Here is an 18737-nt window from a genome sequence, read left to right on the forward strand (position 1 = left end):
GCCCGGGGCTCTTTGCGTTGTGCGGAGCCGTTGCACGGTGCGGGCCCGTTGCCGCCTTGCGGCGGGAGCGCCCTTCGGGCGCGTCCTCAATCGCCGGACGGGCTGACATGGCTGAGGCCGGCCCGCTGGTTCAAGACCTACGGTCCGGTCAATCCAGCCCGGCCGGCGATTGAGGCCGCCCGCCGCAGGCGAAACGGCGCCGCACCCGGCAACGCACCCGCACCCAGGAGCCGCACAAAGCTACGGCTTGTCCGCCCGCACCGGCAGGTCCAGGACCACCTTCGTGCCGCCGCCCGGCGCCGGCAGCATGCCGAACGTGCCGCCCATCTCGCCCTCCACCAGCGTCCGCACGATCTGGAGTCCGAGGTTTCCGGCGCGCTGGGGGTCGAAGCCCTCCGGCAGGCCCCGGCCGTCGTCCTGGACGGAGATCAGCAGGCGCGCGTCCTTGCGGGTGCCGCTGCGGACCGCGGTGATCTCGACCGTGCCCGTCTCCCCCGGCCCGAAGCCGTGTTCCATCGCGTTCTGGAGCAGCTCGGTCAGCACCATCGCCAGCGGCGTCGCGACCTCCGCGTCGAGGATGCCGAAGCGCCCGGTGCGCCGCCCGGCGACCCGGCCCGGCGAGATCTCGGCGACCATGGCCAGGACGCGGTCGGCGATCTCGTCGAATTCCACCCGCTCGTCGAGATTCTGCGACAGCGTCTCGTGGACGATCGCGATCGAGCCGACCCGGCGGACCGCCTCCTCCAGCGCCTCGCGCCCCTCGGCGGAGCCGATCCGGCGGGCCTGGAGGCGCAGCAGCGCGGCCACGGTCTGGAGGTTGTTCTTCACCCGGTGGTGGATCTCCCGGATGGTCGCGTCCTTGGTGATCAACTCGCGCTCGCGGCGACGCAGTTCGGTGACGTCGCGCAGGAGTACGAGTGAACCGATGTGATTTCCCTTGGGTTTGAGGGGAATCGCCCGGAGCTGGATGACCCCGTCGCTGCCCTCGACCTCGAACTCGCGCGGCGCCCAGCCGCTGGCGAGCTTGGCGAGGGACTCGTCGACCGGCCCGCGCGAGGGCGCCAACTGAGCGGTGGTCTCGCCCAGATGATGCCCCACGAGGTCGGCGGCGAGGCCGAGGCGGTGATAGGCGGAGAGCGCGTTGGGGCTGGCGTACTGCACGATGCCGTCCGCGTCGAGCCTGATCAGACCGTCACCGGCACGAGGGGACGCGTCCATGTCGACTTGTTGACCGGGGAACGGGAAGGTCCCGTTCGCGATCATCTGGGCGAGGTCCGAGGCGCTCTGGAGGTAGGTGAGCTCCAGCCGGCTCGGCGTCCGCACGGTCAGCAGATTGGTGTTGCGGGCGATGACCCCGAGGACCCGCCCCTCCCGGCGCACGGGGATGGACTCGACCCGGACCGGGACCTCCTCGCGCCACTCCGGGTCTCCCTCGCGGACGATCCGGCCCTCGTCGAGCGCGGCGTCGAGCATGGGGCGGCGGCCGCGCGGCACGAGGTGGCCGACCATGTCGTCCTGGTAGGAGGTGGGGCCGGTGTTGGGCCGCATCTGGGCGACGGACACATAGCGGGTGCCGTCGAGGGTGGGGACCCACAGGACGAGGTCGGCGAAGGAGAGGTCGGAGAGCAACTGCCACTCCGAGACCAGCAGGTGGAGCCACTCCAGGTCGGAGTCGCCCAGGGCGGTGTGCTGGCGTACGAGGTCGTTCATGGAGGGCACGGCTGTGAGCCTACCCGCGCCCGGCGGCCTCATTTTGTTCCGCCTGTCGCCCGCGCGGGCATGGACACGGGCGAATGGTCTAGTCCACAATGAGCAAGCAAAGTTTCCGCCTTCCCCGCACAGGAGGGTGGATCGAGGCCCGGCACCTTCTGCCCTGATCGCGCCGGAGCCTCCGATCGGCCGCACCGCGCCCGGGGACCGCACACCCCGCGCCACCGGTGCGCCGATGCCGGCTCCGGGCTGCGGTGCCGACCGGGCCGAGGGTCCCGGCCAGGCGCCGCGGCCCGTAGTGGCCGCCCCCTCGGCCCCTCCCGACCGGCCGCCGCCTCCCGCCGATATCCCCGGCCCCGCTCCGTCCTCAAACTCCGCACGGCCGTATTTACGGGCCCGCCCGGCCCCGCACCCGGTACGCGGGCGGGCCGGGAGGGGAAGCATCTTCTGGACAGCCCACTCTGTTAGATTGGTCTATACCACAACCCCACAGCCCACTCTCCAGATCGGCAGGCACAGCGTGGAAGTTGTCATCGTCCCGGACGCCAAGGCAGGCGGCGAGCTCATCGCGGAGGCCATGGCCGAGCTCCTGCGTCGCAAGCCGGACGCCCTGCTGGGCGTGGCCACCGGCTCCACCCCGCTGCCCATCTACGAAGCGCTGGCGGCCAAGGTCCGCGCGGGCGCGGTGGACGCCTCGCGCGCCCGCGTCTGCCAGCTCGACGAGTACGTCGGCCTGCCCGCCGACCACCCCGAGTCCTACCGCTCGGTGGTCCTGCGCGAGGTCGTCGAGCCGCTCGGTCTCACCGAGGCCTCCTTCATGGGCCCCGACGGCACCGCCGAGGACGTCCAGGGCGCCTGCGAGGCGTACGACCGGGCGCTGCCCGAGGCCGGCGGCGTGGACCTCCAGCTGCTCGGCATCGGCACCGACGGGCACATCGGCTTCAACGAGCCGTGCTCCTCGCTCGCCTCGCGCACCCGCATCAAGACGCTCACCGAGCAGACCCGCGTCGACAACGCACGCTTCTTCGAGGGCGACATCGACCAGGTGCCGCACCACGTCATCACCCAGGGCATCGGCACCATCCTGGAGGCCCGCCACCTGGTCCTGCTGGCCACCGGCGAGGGCAAGGCCGACGCGGTCGCCGCGACCGTCGAGGGCCCCGTCTCGGCGCTGGTCCCGGCCTCCGCGCTGCAGCTCCACCCGCACGCGACGGTCGTCGTGGACGAGGGCGCGGCGTCGAAGCTGAAGCTTTCCGACTACTTCCGGCACACGTACGCCAACAAGCCGGCCTGGCAGGGGCTGTAGGCGCCCCTGCCAGGGTTTGGGCGGCTCTGGGTGCGGCCCGCGGCGCCTGCGGCGGGCTTGTTCCCCTACCCGCCCCTTCCCGGCTGCGTCTGATATGCGGCTCCGCCGCGTGGGGGGGCGCTGCCCCAGACCCCGATGTGCGGGTACGTCGGCTGACGCGCAGCGCCTGCGGCGCTAGTCCTCAAACTCCCCCAGCTACCTCCCCCAGACTCCGTCCGGGGGTGCCCCCAGAGGTGCCCCCAACGGGCTGGATGGTGCGGACTACGGTCCGTGCAATCCAGCCCGTCCGGCGTTTGAGGACAACGCGGCGAAGCCGTGCTTCGGGGGTCTGGGGGCTTGCCCCCCCCGCGGCGGAGCCGCATATCAGATGCAGCCGGGAAGGGGCGGGGTAGGGGAACAAAGCCCGCCGCAGGCGCCAACCGGCCCGCGGCCGGGACGCGTCAGCCCCCCGCCACCACCTCCGCCGCCGCAACCCCGCAGACCCGCCCCGCCCCATGCGTAGCCACATGCAGCGCCCCCACCGGCGGCGCCGCGTTCAGGCCCATCTCGACCACGACCGTGTCCGGCCGTGCGGCGAGCAGTTCGTCGAGGGCCTTCGCCATCCAGCCGTGCCGGTGCACGTCGCGCACCACCGCGACGACGCGCCTGGCCCCCGCGTCGGCCAGGACGCTTTCCGTCCCCGCCTCGCCGGCCCCGTACGCACCGGTCGTCGTCCCCGGCAGCAGCCGGGAGAGCTCCGCAGCCACTCCCCACGGGGTCTCGTCGCCGACGGCGATGTTCGCGACGGGGGTGAAGGCCGCGACATGCACGGGCCCGGTGAGCGGTTCGTAGTCCTGCGCGCGGGTCACCCGCAGGGCGCGCCGTGCGGCCACCAGGCCGATCTCGGGGGCGGGTGCGGCCGGGTCCGGGCGGCGGGCGATGTCGCGCGCCAGCGCCCGTACCCGCGCCGCCGCGTCGGCGAGCCGTTCCTCCGGCAGTTCCCCGGAGCGCACGGCGCCGGCCAGCGCGTCGCGCAGGCGCAGCACGGTGTCCTCGTCGGCCAGGCCGCCGCCGACGCAGATGGCGTCGGCGCCCGCGGCCACGGCCATGACGCTGCCGCGTTCGATGCCGTAGGTCGCGGCGATGGCCCGCATCTCCATGCCGTCGGTGACGATCAGGCCGTCGAAGCCGAGGCCGCCCTCGGTGGCGGGGGCGCGCAGCAGGCCGTGCAGCGCGGCCGGGCTGAGGGTGGCCGGGAGCGCGGGGTCGAGCGCGGGCAGCAGGATGTGCGCGCTCATCACGGCCTTGGTGCCCGCGGCCACGGCCGCGCGGAAGGGCACCAGTTCCCGTGCGTGCAGCGTCTCCAGGTCCGCGTCGATGCGCGGCATGTCGTGGTGCGAGTCGACGGCGGTGTCCCCGTGGCCGGGGAAGTGCTTGGTGCAGGCGGCCACGCCCGCGGCCTGCATCCCCTCGACGTAGGCGGCGGTGTGCCGGGCGACCAGCGCCGGGTCGGCGCCGAAGGACCGTACGCCGATGACCGGGTTGTCCGGGTCGGAGTTGACGTCCGCGGAGGGTGCCCAGTTGAGGTTGACGCCGCAGGCCGCGAGGCGGCGGCCGAGTTCCAGGGCGACGGCCCGGGTCAGCGCGGTGTCGTCGACGGCACCGAGCGCGAGGTTGCCGGGGAAGGAGGAGCCCGTACGGGCCTCCAGGCGGGTGACGTCGCCGCCCTCCTCGTCGATGGCTACGAGCACGTCGTCGCGCTCCGCCCGCAGCCTCGCGGTGAGGGCGGCGAGCTGTTCCGGCGAGGCGATGTTGCGGCCGAACAGACCGACGGCGGCCAGCCCTTCGCCGAGTCTGCGCAGCAGCCAGGTGGGGGCGGTGGTGCCGGTGAATCCCGGCTGGAGGACCGTGAGGGCGTCCCGCGTGAGCGTGTCCATGGAGGTAAGTGCTAGCCCTTCACTGCGCCGGACGTAAGGCCACCGACCGCCTTGCGCTGGAGGATGACGAAGAGGATGAGGATCGGCAGGGCGAAGAGCGAGGAGGCGGCCATCGTGGCGCCCCAGTCGTCGCCGAAGGTGGAGCGGAAGCTGGTGAGCCAGAGCGGGAGCGTCTGCGCGCCGGGCTCCTTGTTGAGGACCAGGACCATCGGGAACTCGTTCCAGACAGTGATGAAGCCGAAGAGCGAGGTGGCCATCACGCCGGGGGCGAGCAGCGGGAAGATCACCTTGATGAACGCCTGGGTGCGGGTGCACCCGTCGACCATCGCGGACTCCTCCAGCTCCTTGGGCACGGCGGCCACATAGCCGCGCAGGGTGAGCACGGTGAAGGGCAGCACCATGACCGTGTAGATGGCGATCAGCGGCGGGAGGCTGTTCAGCATCTCGGCGTCGCGCACGATCATGTAGTACGCGATGACCATGACCTCCCAGGGAGCCATCTGGGCCATCATCATCACGAGGATGAAGCCCTTGCGGCCCTTGAAGCGCATGCGTGCCACGGCGAACGACGCGAGCAGCGCGATCACCAGCGACAGCCCGACGGCCACCAGCGTCACCGTGAGGGAGTTGCCGACGAGGGTCCAGAAGCCGTCCGCGTCCACCGCCTTGCGGAAGTGCTCGAAGGTGGGGCTCGCCGGGAACCACTGGGGGGTGTCGCTGACGATGTCCTTGTTGGCCTTGAAGGCCGTGGAGAACATCCAGTAGACGGGGAAGACGAAGACCACGAAGAGGACGACGGCAGCCGCCCCGGGCCAGGCACGGCCGAGAAGGGAGCGGTTCACAGCTCGTCCTCCCCTTGCTTGAGGACAAGGCGCAGGTAGTACGCCGTCAGGGCCAGCAGGATGACGATGGTGAGGATGGAGATCGCGGCCCCGACGCCGAAGTGCTGGTTGCCCATGCCCTCGACGAACGCGTAGACCGGCAGGGTCTCCGTGAGCCGGTCGGGCCCGCCCTCGTTGATCGCGAAGATCTGGGTGAACGACTTGAAGACCCAGATGACTTCGAGGAACGTCGTGGCGAGGAAGAACGGCTTGAGGAAGGGGAAGGTCACCGAGGTGAACTGCTTCCAGCTGCCCGCGCCGTCCAGCGAGGCGGCCTCGTAGAGCTCCTTGGGGATCGTGGTCGTCGCCGCGTAGAGGTTGATCGCCACGAAGGGGATCGACTGCCACACGATGAGCACGGTGACCACGAAGAAGGTGGAGAACTGCGTGCTGGTCCAGTTGTAGTCGGCCATCGAGTGCCAGCCGAGCTTGTCCAGCAGGTAGTTGACGACGCCGAACCGCTGCGCGAACAGCCACTGGAAGACGGTGGTCGCGGCCACGACGGGCATGGCCCAGGCCAGGACGAGGCCGAGCGCGAGCAGCAGCCGCAGCTTGGTGCCGAGGCGGGCGAGCAGCAGTCCGACGAGGCAGCCGAGCGTCATGATCAGGACGACGTTGGCGGCGGTGAAGACCACCGAGCGCCCGGTGACCTTCCAGAACTCGGAACTGCCGAGCTGGTCACTGTAGTTGTCGACGCCGATCCACTCGGTGAGGTGCCGGATCAGCTGCCGGCGGCCGAGGTCCTGGAAGGACAGCAGGCCGTTCTTGACCAGCGTCCAGCCGAGCAGCAGCACGGTGACGAGGGCCGCGGGGAGGATCAGGAGGTACGGGGCGCCCGCCGCGGCCCGGCCGCGGCGGGGTGGCGGTGCGCCGCCCCGGCTTCCCCGGGCGGCGGGCCCGGCCGCCACCTCTTCGGTCTGCGCTGACATCGTCGTCCGCCTTCTCCCCTGTGGAACGGTCTTGCGTGGTGCGCGCGGCGGTGGTGAGAGGGAGGAGGGTCCCTCTCACCGCCGGGCGGGTCACTGCTTCTTGCTGAGGCGCTTGTTCATTTCGCCCTCGACCTGCTTGGCGGCTTCCTCCGGCGACTTTCCGTTGAGGACGGCCGTCATGTACGCCTTGATCGGGTTCGGGGCGTTCTCCACCTCGGCCCACTCGGGGATCAGCGGGGTGGTGCCGCCGCTCTTGGCGGCGGCGGGGGCGGCGGCCTCGGCGGCGGCGTTGCCCTTCACGTTCGCGGCCAGGGCTTCCTTGTTGGGGATGTTGCCGACCTCCTTGGCCAGCGCGCCCTCGTTCTTGTCGGACAGCGCGATCTTCAGGAACTCCCTGGCGAGGTCCTGCTTCTTGCTGCCCTCGGCGATGGCGAGGTTGGAGCCGCCGAGGAAGACGCCCTCGGGCTTGCCGGCGCTCTCACCGGGGATGGTGAAGTAGCCGAGGTCCTTCTCGATGGCCGGGTTCGCCTTGATGGCGGTCTGCGCCTCGTAGCCCATGCCGATGAACGCGCCGGTCTTGCCCTTGGCGAAGATGTCGGCCTGCTGCGGGGTGGCCTCGTCCTTGTCCTTGGGCGCCTTGCTGAACGCCTGGTACTGCTTGTAGATGTCCATGGCCTTGGAGACCTTGGGGTCACCGAGGTTGGAGACGTACTTCTTGCCGTCCTTCTTCACCAGGTCGGCGCCGGTGCCGATGGTGAGGCCGTCGAGGAAGTACCAGTTCTGGCCGGGCAGGTAGAGCGGCTCGGCGTCGCCCTTCTTCTGGATGGCGTCCAGGTCCTTGAAGAATTCGTCGCGGGTCTTCGGGACGTCCTTGATGCCCGCGTCCGCCCAGATCCGCTTGTTGTAGATCACGACGCGGTTGGCGGCGTACCAGGGGGCCGCGTACTGCTTGCCCTCGAAGACGGAGGGCTTGTTGAGGGACTCGGTCCAGTCCCCGCCGATCTCCTTCTTGAGGTCGCCGAGGTCGGCGAGGCCACCGGTCTGGGCGTACGAGGGGGTCTGCGTGTTGCCGATCTCGATGACGTCGGGCGGGGAGGACTCGGAGAGGGCGGTGGTCAGCTTCTGCTGGATGCCGTTCCACTGCTGGACCTGGATGTTCAGCTTGGCGCCGGTCTGCTGCTCGAATTCGGCCTGCACCGACTTCGTCCAGCCGGGCGGGTTCGAGCCGTCCATGAACCACACGGTCAGGCTCTTGTCCTTGGAACCGTTTCCGTCCGATCCCTTGTCACTGTCGCTGGACCCACAGGCAGCAACACTCACCAACATGGCCGCGACACCCGTCGCCGCTATGAGCCCACGCTTCACAGCACTCTCCTCAAGGACCGAATGTGGTCTTTAATGGTTTAGACCAGTGCCCGCAGCTTGGCCTAGACCTTTTGGGGTGTCAAGGGTGTATAAGAGTCGCTGTCGGCTCCGTTACCGGACCGACACCTCGAGGCCGGCCCGGGCGCGCCAGGGCTCCTCGGGCTCTGCCCGTGCCACGATGTGACCGCGACAGACGGAGGAGCCGGTGACAGCAGCAGGATCGGAGTCGGGAAGGCACACGATGGTGACCGACGGTGGTACGGCGGATGCGACGGACGGCGGCAGCGCGTCGGGCGGCGCGCGGGTCGCGCGCGTCCCCAAGTATTACCGGCTCAAACGGCACTTGCTGGAAATGACCGAAACCATGCCCCCCGGCACGCCCGTGCCGCCGGAGCGGACGCTGGCCGCCGAGTTCGACACCTCTCGTACGACCGTCCGGCAGGCCCTCCAGGAGCTGGTGGTCGAGGGGCGCCTTGAGCGCATCCAGGGCAAGGGGACATTCGTCGCGAAACCGAAGGTCTCCCAGGCGCTGCAACTGACCTCCTACACGGAGGACATGCGCGCCCAGGGCCTGGAGCCCACCTCACAGCTCCTCGACATCGGCTACGTCACCGCCGACGACCGGCTCGCCTCGCTCCTCGACATCACCACGGGCGGCCGCGTCCTGCGCATCGAGCGCCTGCGCCTCGCCAGCGGCGAGCCGATGGCGATCGAGACCACCCACCTGTCCGCGAAGCGGTTCCCGGCGCTGCGCCGGAGCCTGGTGAAGTACACCTCGCTCTACACCGCCCTGGCCGAGGTCTACGACGTCCGCCTGGCGGAGGCGGAGGAAACCATCGAGACCTCCCTGGCCACCCCCCGCGAGGCCGGCCTCCTGGGCACCGACGTAGGCCTCCCGATGCTGATGCTCTCCCGCCACTCCCTGGACGCGCAGGGGGAGCCGGTGGAGTGGGTGCGGTCGGTGTACCGGGGGGATCGCTACAAGTTCGTGGCACGGCTGCGGAGGCCGGCGGAGTAGCCGGGGCCAGGCCCCTCAGTAGGGCCGGAGTCCGCTGGTGTCGAGGATGAACCCGAACGGCTCGGGAATGTGCACGGTTTCGCCGAAGTCGGCGTCTTCCCGCAGCCGGTAACGACCGTTTTCCACCTCGCTGAACAGCGTTACCGTCTTCTGCCGGGCATCGACGACGAGATACAGCGGGATTCCCATCAGGGGATAGTCGCGGAGCTTGCCGACCCAGTCGTTCTCCGGATTCGAGGGAGAGACGACTTCCACGGCGATCAGCGCCAGCTCGGCGGCCACGCTGCTGTCCGTGGTGGCCATGGCTTCTCCGGGCAGATAGGTCAGGTCCGGATTGCGGACCTTCGCCGTCCGGGGGGACGCGAGATCCGTATTGCCGGTGTCGATGTACCCCGTCGGGGTGTGCGCGTCGAACTGGCGGCGGATCTTGCTGAGGTTGAGCTGATGGGCGGCCGAGGGAGGCGCCTGCACGACAAGGAGGTCGCCGGACAATTCCGCCTTGAACCCTTCCGGCAGGGCACGGCGTGCTTCTTCGAGCAGTGCGAAGCGCTGCGGGTTCATCGTGTGCTCCTCGGCAGGCAGTGAGCGGCTGACGTCGCGAGGCTGGTGCGGGATGCTTCTACGGGCCTGAAGGCCGGGCACTGGTGGATCATTCATCGTGCCACGAACCCGAGCCGACGTGACAGCGTCATTGCCGAGGCACCCGGTCACGGCGCCCGGCGGAGTGCCCCCCGGCCGCCGACCGGCCCGGCGGCCGCCCTCTACGCTCGCCCTCATGACGACTCCCGAGCACGCCGTGGTGACCACGACGACCGACACCGAGCCCAAGGCCCACCACCTGGCCACCGAGGTGATCAACGCCAGGCTGGCCGCCTGCGCCCAGATCTATCCGGTTTCCTCCGTCTACCACTGGGAGGGCAAGGTCGAGCAGGCGCGGGAATGGCGCATCGACTTCAAGACGCGGACGTCACTCGTATCCGGGCTGAGCGACCGCATCGCGGAACTCCACGACTACGACACGCCGGAGGTCGTCGCCGTGCCGGTGGTGGGTGGCGGTGCGGCGTATCTGGGGTGGGTGACGGAGGAGACGGCGGGCTGAGCACTGCCTGATCCCTTCAGCGGGGCAGAGCCCCTCCCGGCAGGCGAACCCCCGAGCGCGTGCACTCCCCCGCCGGGATTCTCCGTGACCGGCTGACGCGCAAGATGCCCGAGTCCGCCCCCGAGCCCGCGCCCCGCCCCAACCCCCTACGCTCCTGCGGTGGCGGCTGCGGTCGCGTGATCCGGCCCGTCGCCGATGAGACCGAGTGCCGTGACTGCCGGACGGAGCGAGCCGGAAGCGACGCCTCCGGGGCGGTGGCGGCAACTGAGCGCGGGATGAGCGCCGTTCGGGCCGCGCTGGAGGGCTACGTACGGGCAAGGCCCGCTGGATGACGTTGCCATACCGATATGCGGACAGGGGGTGACGCCCAGCAGGAGGCTGACCTAGATTTCCTGCGCATCACGCAGTGATCACCTAGGGGGGAGTCGCCGTCATGACAGAACCACCGATGGAGCCACCGGAGCGCGGGCGCGGGCCCGTTGTGAGGGTGCCGATGGTCGTGGCCGGAGTATGTCTCGCCATTCCCTTCGTCGCGATGCTCTGGGTCGATTCCTACGCGCGGCTCACGCCCGCGTTCATCGGGATCCCCTTCTTCTACTGGTACCAGATGCTGTGGGTGCTGATCTCGACCGCGCTCACCGTCATCGCCTACATGCTCGTGCGCCGACACGAGCGGAACGAGCGGATCCGTAAGGCGGGTGAGCGCGCGTGAAGAACGGCGTGAACGGCGTGGCACTCGCCGTGTTCATCTTCTTCTTCCTGGTCGTCACGGTGATGGGATTCGTCGCCTCCCGCTGGCGACGCGCGGAGAACGCGGACAACCTCGACGAATGGGGGCTGGGCGGGCGGTCGTTCGGCACCTGGATCACCTGGTTCCTGCTGGGCGGCGACCTCTATACGGCGTACACCTTCGTCGCCGTGCCGGCGGCCATCTACGCGGGCGGCGCGGCGGGATTCTTCGCGGTGCCTTACACGATCCTGTGTTATCCGCTGGTGTTCACCTTCCTGCCCCGGCTGTGGTCGGTGGCGCACAAGCACGGTTATGTGACCTCCTCGGACTTCGTCCGCGGCCGGTTCGGTTCGAAGGGGCTGTCGCTGGCCCTCGCGCTGACCGGGCTGCTCGCGACGATGCCGTACATCGCGCTCCAACTCGTCGGAATCCAGGCCGTGCTGGACGTTCTCGGGGTCGGTGGCGGGTCCAACTGGTTCATGAAGGACCTGCCGTTGCTCATCGCCTTCGGCGTGCTCGCGGCCTATACGTATTCGGCCGGGCTGCGGGCCCCGGCGCTGATCGCCTTCGTCAAGGACGCGCTGATCTACATCGTGATCATCGTGGCCATCATCTACATCCCCATCAGGCTGGGGGGTTTCGAGCACATCTTCGCGAAGGCGGGTGACGCCTTCGCCGAGAAGAATCCGGCGACGGGCAGACCGCGCGGCTCACTGGTGAGCGGTCCGGACGCGCAATGGGCGTACGCGACGCTCGCGCTCGGCTCGGCGATGGCGCTGTTCCTCTATCCGCATTCGGTGACCGCGGTCCTTTCCAGCAAGAGCCGCAACGTCATCCGCCGCAACACCACGATCCTGCCGCTCTACTCCCTGATGCTGGGCCTGCTGGCCATGCTCGGCTTCATGGCGATCGCCGCGGGCGTCAAGGTGAAGAACGGCCAGCTGGCCATTCCGCAGCTCTTCGAGGACATGTTCCCGGACTGGTTCACGGGCGTCGCCTTCGCGGCGATCGGTATCGGCGCGCTGGTGCCGGCGGCCATCATGTCCATCGCCGCGGCGAATCTCTTCACCCGGAACATCTACAAGGACTTCATCCGCCCCGACGCCTCACCCGAGCACGAGGCCAAGGTCTCCAAGCTCGCCTCGCTGCTGGTGAAGGTCGGCGCGCTGGTCTTCGTCCTGACGATGGACAAGACGGTCGCGATCAATTTCCAGCTGCTCGGCGGCATCTGGATCCTCCAGACCGTCCCGGCGCTCGTCGGCGGGCTCTTCACCCGCTGGTTCCACCGGTGGGGTCTGCTGGCGGGGTGGGCGGTCGGCATGACGTACGGGACGTGGCGGGCGTATGACACGCCCAGTGCGACTCAGGATCATTTCGGGAATACGAACCTTATTCCGTTCATCGGGGAGAAGGGGTATATCGGGCTTACGGCGTTCGTCCTGAATGTGCTTGTCGCTGTCGTGCTCACGGTGGTGTTCAAGGCGGTGGGTGTCCCGGACGGGGTGGACGAGACGAAGGCGTCCGATTACACGGCGGATGTGGGGGATCCGGGGGTGGCGGAGGAATTGCCTCCGGCGACGGCGGGGGCCCCTGGGGGGCATTGACCTCATTGACGCCCTGCGGGCGGCGCTTTCTTCTTCCCCAGCCCCGCCCCTTCCCGAAACTGGGGCGCCGCCCCAGACCCCTGACCGCGCTTCGCGCGGTGTCCTCAAACGCCGGACGGGCTGGATGGTGCGGACTACGGTCCGTGCGATCCAGCCCGTCCGGCGTTTGAGGACGCGCCCGAAGGGCGTCCCCGCCGCAGACGCAACGCACCCGCACCCACCCGGCCCCCTCCAGGCGCACCCCCGGACACCCCCAGGCACCCCCAGACGCCCCGCCGGACACCCGTCCACCCCACCGGGTCACCGAGGGCCGTCGCGCGCCGCACAAGGCGCCGGCGGCCCTCCGTCATGCCCCGTACCGGCAGGCCCTGTTAGCACATTCCGACCCGCCCGATTACCGCGTGACACAAGATGTGGTGGTGCATGCGACGGCCAGCACTAGATGTATGCTCGTCCTCGCTGTCGTCGCAGGGGAATCCGGTGGAAATCCGGAACTGTCCCGCAACGGTGCATGTATGCCGTAATGACGCATGCAGGAGTCCGAGTACCTGCCGACAGCACGCCCACCGCTGAGCCGCTCCGGCCCCGCATCGGGCGTTTTGTATTCGTCCGGGCCTCGCGGGTTGGGCCGATGGACGCTACGAGCATGCCCTGGTGCTTCAGGCATGCCCGTACGCGCCCGTCGCGCGCCACCCGCCCGGCCCCTTGCCGAGCGAGGGAGAGCCTCAGTGACCATCGCGCCCGCCGATCCGGTCTCAGCGTCCGCGGAAGCGACCGGCGGCCCCGGGACCGCGCTGCTGCGCACCCTGACCGACCTCACCGCCGATCTGCCCGCCACCGACCCCGGAAAGGTCGCCGCCGCCGCGCTGCGGGGCCGCCACCCGGGCTCGGACGAGGCCGAACTGCGGTCCCTGGCCACCGAGGCCGCCGCCGGCCTGATCGCCGAGGAGCCCGAGTACTCCAGGCTCGCGGCCCGCCTGCTCACCCTCGCCATCGCCGAGGAGGCCGCCGGACAGGGCGCCGTCTCCTTCTCCGCGTCCGTCGCGACCGGCCACCGCGAGGGCCTGATCGCCGACGACACCGCCGCGTTCGTCACGACCCACGCCGCGCGCCTCGACGAGCTCGTCGAGAAGGCGCTCGCCGACGGCGCCGACGACCGCTTCGGCTACTTCGGCCTGCGCACCCTGCACAGCCGCTACCTGCTGCGCCACCCGATCACCCGCCAGGTCATCGAGACCCCGCAGCACTTCCTGCTGCGCGTGGCCTGCGGTCTGGCCGAGGACCACTCGGTGCGGGCCCTGGAGGACGTCGCCGAGCTCTACGGGCTGACGAGCACCCTGTCGTACCTGCCGTCCTCCCCCACGCTCTTCAACTCCGGCACCCGCCACCCGCAGATGTCGTCCTGCTATCTGCTGGACTCGCCGCTGGACGAGCTGGACTCGATCTACGACCGCTACCACCAGGTGGCGCGCCTGTCGAAGCACGCCGGCGGCATCGGCCTGTCCTACAGCCGCATCCGCTCGCGCGGCTCGCTGATCCGGGGCACCAACGGGCACTCCAACGGCATCGTGCCGTTCCTGCGCACGCTCGACGCCTCCGTGGCGGCGGTCAACCAGGGCGGCCGGCGCAAGGGCGCGGCCTGCGTCTATCTGGAGACCTGGCACGCGGACATCGAGGAGTTCCTGGAGCTCCGCGACAACACCGGTGAAGAGGCCCGCCGCACGCACAACCTCAACACCGCGCACTGGATCCCGGACGAGTTCATGCGCCGCGTCGAGGCGGACGCCGACTGGTCGCTGTTCTCCCCGGCCGACACGCCCGAGCTGGTCGACCTGTGGGGCGACGAGTTCGACGCCGCGTACCGCAAGGCCGAGGCTGAGGGCAAGGCCGTCAAGCAGATCCCGGCGCGCGTGCTGTACTCCCGGATGATGCGCACCCTCGCGCAGACCGGCAACGGCTGGATGACCTTCAAGGACGCGTCCAACCGCACCGCGAACCAGACGGCCGAGCCCGGCAAGGTCGTCCACTCCTCGAACCTCTGCACCGAGATCCTCGAGGTCACGGACGACGGCGAGACGGCTGTCTGCAACCTCGGCTCGGTCAACCTGGCGCAGCACCTGGGCAGGGACATCGGCGATGGGGGAGAGGTGATGGACTGGGAGAAGCTCGACCGTACGGTCCGTACGGCCGTGACGTTCCTCGACCGCGTCGTGGACATCAACTTCTACCCGACCGAGCAGGCCGGCAACTCCAACAGCCGCTGGCGCCCGGTGGGCCTGGGCCTGATGGGTCTCCAGGACGTCTTCTTCCGGCTCCGCCTGCCCTTCGACTCCCCCGAGGCGAAGGAGCTGTCCACCCGGATCTCCGAGCGCATCATGCTCGCGGCCTACGAGGCGTCCGCCGACCTCGCCGAGCGGCACGGCCCGCACCCGGCCTGGTCCGCGACCCGCACCGCCCGCGGCGTGCTGCACCCGGACCACTACCCGAACGCCGAGCAGCGCTGGGCCGACCGCTGGGCGGCGCTGCGCGCCCGCATCGCCGAGGTCGGCATGCGCAACTCGCTGCTGCTGGCGATCGCGCCGACGGCCACCATCGCGTCCATCGCGGGCGTGTACGAGTGCATCGAGCCGCAGGTCTCCAACCTCTTCAAGCGCGAGACGCTCAGCGGTGAGTTCCTCCAGGTCAACACCTATCTGGTGGAGGACCTGAAGAAGCTCGGCGTGTGGGACCGCACCACGCGTGACGCGATGACCGACGCCAACGGCTCGATCCAGGACATGCAGTGGATCCCCAAGGAGGTGCGCGACCTCTACCGCACCGCCTGGGAGATCCCGCAGCGCTTCCTGATCGACATGGCCGCGGCCCGTACGCCGTACCTGGACCAGAGCCAGTCGCTGAACCTCTTCATGGCGTCGCCCACCATCGGCAAGCTCAGCTCGATGTACGCGTACGCCTGGAAGCAGGGCATCAAGACGACGTACTACCTGCGCTCGCGCCCGGCCACCCGGATCGCGCGCTCCGCCGGTGCCGCCGCCACCATTCCCGTACAGCAGGCCACCCCGGACGCGGACGCCGTCGCCTGCTCCCTTGAGAACCCCGAGTCCTGCGAGGCCTGCCAGTAATGAGCTCCACCGAGAAGAACCTGCTCGACCCCGGCTTCGAGCTCACCCTGCGGCCGATGCGGTACCCGGACTTCTACGACCGCTACCGCGACGCCATCAAGAACACCTGGACCGTCGAGGAGGTCGACCTCCACTCGGACGTCGCCGACCTCGCCAAGCTGTCCCCGGGTGAGCAGCACATGATCGGCCGCCTGGTCGCGTTCTTCGCGACCGGTGACTCGATCGTGGCGAACAACCTCGTGCTGACGCTGTACAAGCACATCAACTCCCCCGAGGCGCGGCTGTACCTCTCGCGGCAGCTCTTCGAGGAGGCCGTGCACGTCCAGTTCTATCTGACGCTGCTGGACACCTACCTCCCCGACCCGGAGGACCGTGCCGCCGCCTTCGACGCGGTGGAGAACATCCCGTCCATCCGCGAGAAGGCCCAGTTCTGCTTCAAGTGGATCAACGAGGTCGAGAAGCTGGAGCGGCTGGAGACGAAGGCCGACCGCCGTCGCTTCCTGCTCAACCTGATCTGCTTCGCGGCGTGCATCGAGGGGCTGTTCTTCTACGGCGCCTTCGCGTACGTCTACTGGTTCCGCTCGCGCGGTCTGCTGCACGGCCTGGCCACCGGCACCAACTGGGTGTTCCGTGACGAGACCATGCACATGAACTTCGCGTTCGAGGTCGTGGACACGGTCCGCCAGGAGGAGCCCGACCTCTTCGACGACGAGCTCCAGCAGCAGGTCACCGACATGCTGAAGGAGGCCGTCGAGGCGGAGCTGCAGTTCGGCCGCGACCTGTGCGGCGAGGGCCTGCCGGGCATGAACACGGAGTCCATGCGCGAGTACCTCCAGTGCGTCGCCGACCAGCGCCTCCAGCGCCTCGGCTTCGCCCCGGTCTACGGCTCGGAGAACCCGTTCTCCTTCATGGAGCTGCAGAACGTCCAGGAGCTGACCAACTTCTTCGAGCGCCGCGCGTCCGCGTACCAGGTGGCGGTCGAGGGCTCGGTCTCCTTCGACGACGAGTTCTAAGACCAGTTCTAAAAAATCTTCGTGTGGCGTGTCGATCCGCGCGTCTGTCGTTCGACGTATAGGTGAAGGGCCGGGAACGGCCGGGCGGAAACCCCCGTCCGGCGTCCCGCCCCGCACCTGGACAGGAGACGCGCGATGGCACGCTTCATGATGATCGTCAAGGCGACCGAGGAGTCCGAGGCCGGCGCACTGCCGACCAAGGAGATGGTCGCCGAGATGGGGAAGTACAACGAACAGCTGGTCAAGGCCGGTGCACTGCTCGCGGCCGATGGCCTGAAGGCATCCTCCGAGGGCGCGCGGGTCGCGTTCTCCGACGGGAAGCCGACCGTGACCGACGGGCCCTTCGCCGAGACGAAGGAGCTGATCGCCGGTTTCTGGATCATCCAGGTGAAGGACCGCGACGAGGCCCTCGAATGGGCCCGGCGGGTGCCCTTCCAGGACGGTGAGATCGAGGTCCGCCCGATCTTCGAGCTGACCGACTTCCCGGAGGACGTCCTCTGCGCCGAGGACGCGGCGCGCGAGACGGCCATGCGCGAGGAACTGCGGAAGCAGACGGGGCGGTAACTTCGTACGATGGGTGGTCGTGACGACCTCCGACACCCATCGCGCGATCGAGGCGGTGTGGCGTGTGGAGTCGGCACGGCTGATCGCCGGGCTGACCCGGATCGTGCGTGACCTCGGCATCGCCGAGGAGCTCGCGCAGGACGCCCTGATTATCGCCCTGGAGAAGTGGCCCGAGTCGGGCGTCCCGGACAATCCGGGTGCCTGGCTCATGGCCACGGCCAAGCACCGCGCGATCGATCTGATCCGCCGCAACGAGACCTACGCGCGCAAGCTCGCCCTGCTCGGCCAGGACCTGGAGACGGAGTGGCAGGCCCCGGAGCCGGCCGCCATCGAGGACGACCTGCTGCGGCTGGTGTTCGTCGCCTGCCACCCGGTGCTGTCCACCCAGGCCCGGGTCGCGCTCACGCTCCGGCTGCTCGGCGGGCTCACCACCTCCGAGATCGCCCGCGCCTTCCTGGCCTCCGAGCCGGCCGTCGCCCAGCGCATCGTGCGCGCCAAGCGGAGTCTCGCCGCGGCGGAGGTGCCCTTCGAGGTGCCCGGCGCCGACGAGCTCTCCGGCCGGCTCTCCTCCGTGCTGGAGGTCATCTACCTCATTTTCAACGAGGGTTACGCGGCCACGGCGGGCGACGACTGGATGCGTCCGGCGCTGTGCGAGGAGGCGATGCGGCTGGGCCGGGTGCTGGCCACGCTGATGCCGAAGGAGGCGGAGGTCCACGGGCTGGTCGCGCTGATGGAGCTCCAGGCCTCGCGCGCGGCCGCCCGCACGGGCCCCTCGGGCGAGCCCGTCCTGCTCCTGGACCAGGACCGCGGCCGCTGGGACCACCTGCTGATCCGGCGCGGCCTCGCCGCTCTGGCCCGAGCGGAGGAACTGGGCGGCGCCCACGGCCCGTACGCCCTCCAGGCCGCGATCGCCGCGTGCCACGCGCGGGCCCGCACGGCGGAGGCCACGGACTGGGCCCGCATCGCCGCCCTCTACGCGACCCTCGCCGAACGCGTCCCCTCCCCGGTCGTGGAGCTCAACCGCGCGGTCGCGGTGACCATGACCGAGGGGCCTTCCGCGGGTCTGGCCTTGGTGGACGCGCTCTCCTCCGAACCGGCGCTGCGTGACTATCACTTGCTGCCGAGCGTCCGGGGCGATCTGCTCTTCCGGCTGGGCCGGCTCGCGGAGGCCCGGACGGAGTTCGAGCGGGCGGCGGGGCTCACGCGGAACGAACGGGAGCGGGTTCTGCTGCTTCGGCGGGCGGCGGAGTGCGGCTGCGCTGACGCGTGACCGGGTAGGTTGCGGGTCCGTCGCGCCTGCGGCGGGCTTTTTCCCCAGCCCCGCCCCTTCCCGGCTGCGTCTGATGTGCGGCTCCACCGCGTGGGGGCTCCGCCCCAGCCCCCGAGTGCGGGCCGGTTGGCGCCTGCGGCGCTTCTTCCCCTGCCCCGCCCCTTCCCGAAACTGGGGGCAAGCCCCCAGACCCCCTGTTCAGCCCGTCCG

Annotated in this window: 15 protein-coding genes and 1 riboswitch; of the genes, 9 read left to right on the forward strand and 6 right to left on the reverse strand. The window is 69.8% G+C overall.

Going from position 1 to position 18737, the window contains the following annotated elements:
- Window positions 1-240: 240 nt before the first annotated feature.
- On the reverse strand, window positions 241-1710 hold the full coding sequence (locus tag ACFY1P_RS01730) for a PAS domain-containing sensor histidine kinase (protein ID WP_361524921.1): 1470 nt from the start codon (window positions 1708-1710) through the stop codon (window positions 241-243).
- Between the two features lie 520 nt (window positions 1711-2230).
- On the opposite strand from ACFY1P_RS01730, the gene nagB reads away from it, so the two are divergent.
- Window positions 2231-3016 (forward strand): glucosamine-6-phosphate deaminase, encoded by a 786-nt coding sequence (nagB, locus tag ACFY1P_RS01735; RefSeq protein WP_390749544.1) that lies wholly within the window; start codon window positions 2231-2233, stop codon window positions 3014-3016.
- 440 nt (window positions 3017-3456) lie between these two features.
- Here nagB and ACFY1P_RS01740 read toward each other — a convergent pair whose 3' ends face one another.
- The 4 genes from ACFY1P_RS01740 to ACFY1P_RS01755 form a co-directional block, all read right to left on the reverse strand.
- Entirely contained in the window at window positions 3457-4932 is a 1476-nt protein-coding gene (locus tag ACFY1P_RS01740; RefSeq protein WP_390749335.1) for a glycoside hydrolase family 3 protein, read from the reverse strand.
- A gap of 11 nt (window positions 4933-4943) precedes the next feature.
- Window positions 4944-5774 (reverse strand): carbohydrate ABC transporter permease, encoded by an 831-nt coding sequence (locus tag ACFY1P_RS01745; RefSeq protein WP_390749336.1) that lies wholly within the window; start codon window positions 5772-5774, stop codon window positions 4944-4946.
- Window positions 5771-6742, reverse strand: coding sequence for a sugar ABC transporter permease (locus ACFY1P_RS01750; protein WP_361533472.1), 972 nt, complete (start codon window positions 6740-6742; stop codon window positions 5771-5773). The genes ACFY1P_RS01745 and ACFY1P_RS01750 overlap by 4 nt, the downstream gene beginning before the upstream one ends.
- Window positions 6743-6832: 90 nt before the next feature.
- Complete coding sequence (locus tag ACFY1P_RS01755) at window positions 6833-8107, reverse strand: extracellular solute-binding protein (RefSeq protein WP_390749337.1); 1275 nt, start codon at window positions 8105-8107, stop codon at window positions 6833-6835.
- Between the two features lie 241 nt (window positions 8108-8348).
- Here ACFY1P_RS01755 and ACFY1P_RS01760 point away from each other — a divergent pair, with 241 nt between their 5' ends.
- On the forward strand, window positions 8349-9125 hold the full coding sequence (locus ACFY1P_RS01760; protein ID WP_361533478.1) for a GntR family transcriptional regulator: 777 nt from the start codon (window positions 8349-8351) through the stop codon (window positions 9123-9125).
- A gap of 15 nt (window positions 9126-9140) precedes the next feature.
- Here ACFY1P_RS01760 and ACFY1P_RS01765 read toward each other — a convergent pair whose 3' ends face one another.
- Entirely contained in the window at window positions 9141-9686 is a 546-nt protein-coding gene (locus ACFY1P_RS01765; protein ID WP_361533481.1) for a Uma2 family endonuclease, read from the reverse strand.
- Between the two features lie 214 nt (window positions 9687-9900).
- Between ACFY1P_RS01765 and cutA the strand changes: the two genes are divergently transcribed.
- The 7 genes from cutA to ACFY1P_RS01800 all read left to right on the forward strand — a co-directional run bounded on the left by cutA (window position 9901) and on the right by ACFY1P_RS01800 (window position 18527).
- On the forward strand, window positions 9901-10224 hold the full coding sequence (gene cutA / locus ACFY1P_RS01770; protein ID WP_361533484.1) for a divalent-cation tolerance protein CutA: 324 nt from the start codon (window positions 9901-9903) through the stop codon (window positions 10222-10224).
- A gap of 433 nt (window positions 10225-10657) precedes the next feature.
- Window positions 10658-10936: a DUF3311 domain-containing protein gene (locus ACFY1P_RS01775; protein WP_361533487.1), complete on the forward strand. Its 279-nt coding sequence runs from the start codon at window positions 10658-10660 to the stop codon at window positions 10934-10936.
- Window positions 10933-12558: a monocarboxylate uptake permease MctP gene (gene mctP, locus ACFY1P_RS01780; protein ID WP_390749338.1), complete on the forward strand. Its 1626-nt coding sequence runs from the start codon at window positions 10933-10935 to the stop codon at window positions 12556-12558. The genes ACFY1P_RS01775 and mctP overlap by 4 nt, the downstream gene beginning before the upstream one ends.
- A 429-nt stretch (window positions 12559-12987) precedes the next feature.
- Window positions 12988-13129: riboswitch (cobalamin riboswitch) on the forward strand.
- Between the two features lie 157 nt (window positions 13130-13286).
- Window positions 13287-15680 carry a ribonucleoside-diphosphate reductase subunit alpha gene (locus ACFY1P_RS01785; RefSeq protein ID WP_361534621.1) on the forward strand — a complete coding sequence of 798 codons (2394 nt, stop codon included), beginning with the start codon at window positions 13287-13289 and terminating at the stop codon, window positions 15678-15680.
- Window positions 15680-16693 carry a ribonucleotide-diphosphate reductase subunit beta gene (locus tag ACFY1P_RS01790; protein ID WP_361534624.1) on the forward strand — a complete coding sequence of 338 codons (1014 nt, stop codon included), beginning with the start codon at window positions 15680-15682 and terminating at the stop codon, window positions 16691-16693. Before ACFY1P_RS01785 ends, ACFY1P_RS01790 begins: the two co-directional genes overlap by 1 nt.
- Window positions 16694-16828: 135 nt before the next feature.
- Window positions 16829-17257, forward strand: a complete 429-nt coding sequence (locus tag ACFY1P_RS01795; RefSeq protein WP_361534627.1) for a YciI family protein — start codon at window positions 16829-16831, stop codon at window positions 17255-17257.
- Window positions 17258-17276: 19 nt separating this feature from the next.
- Window positions 17277-18527: an RNA polymerase sigma factor gene (locus ACFY1P_RS01800; RefSeq protein WP_390749339.1), complete on the forward strand. Its 1251-nt coding sequence runs from the start codon at window positions 17277-17279 to the stop codon at window positions 18525-18527.
- Window positions 18528-18737 lie beyond the last annotated feature (210 nt).

The sequence above is a fragment of the Streptomyces sp. NPDC001407 genome, from assembly GCF_042895325.1.
Lineage (GTDB): Bacteria > Actinomycetota > Actinomycetes > Streptomycetales > Streptomycetaceae > Streptomyces.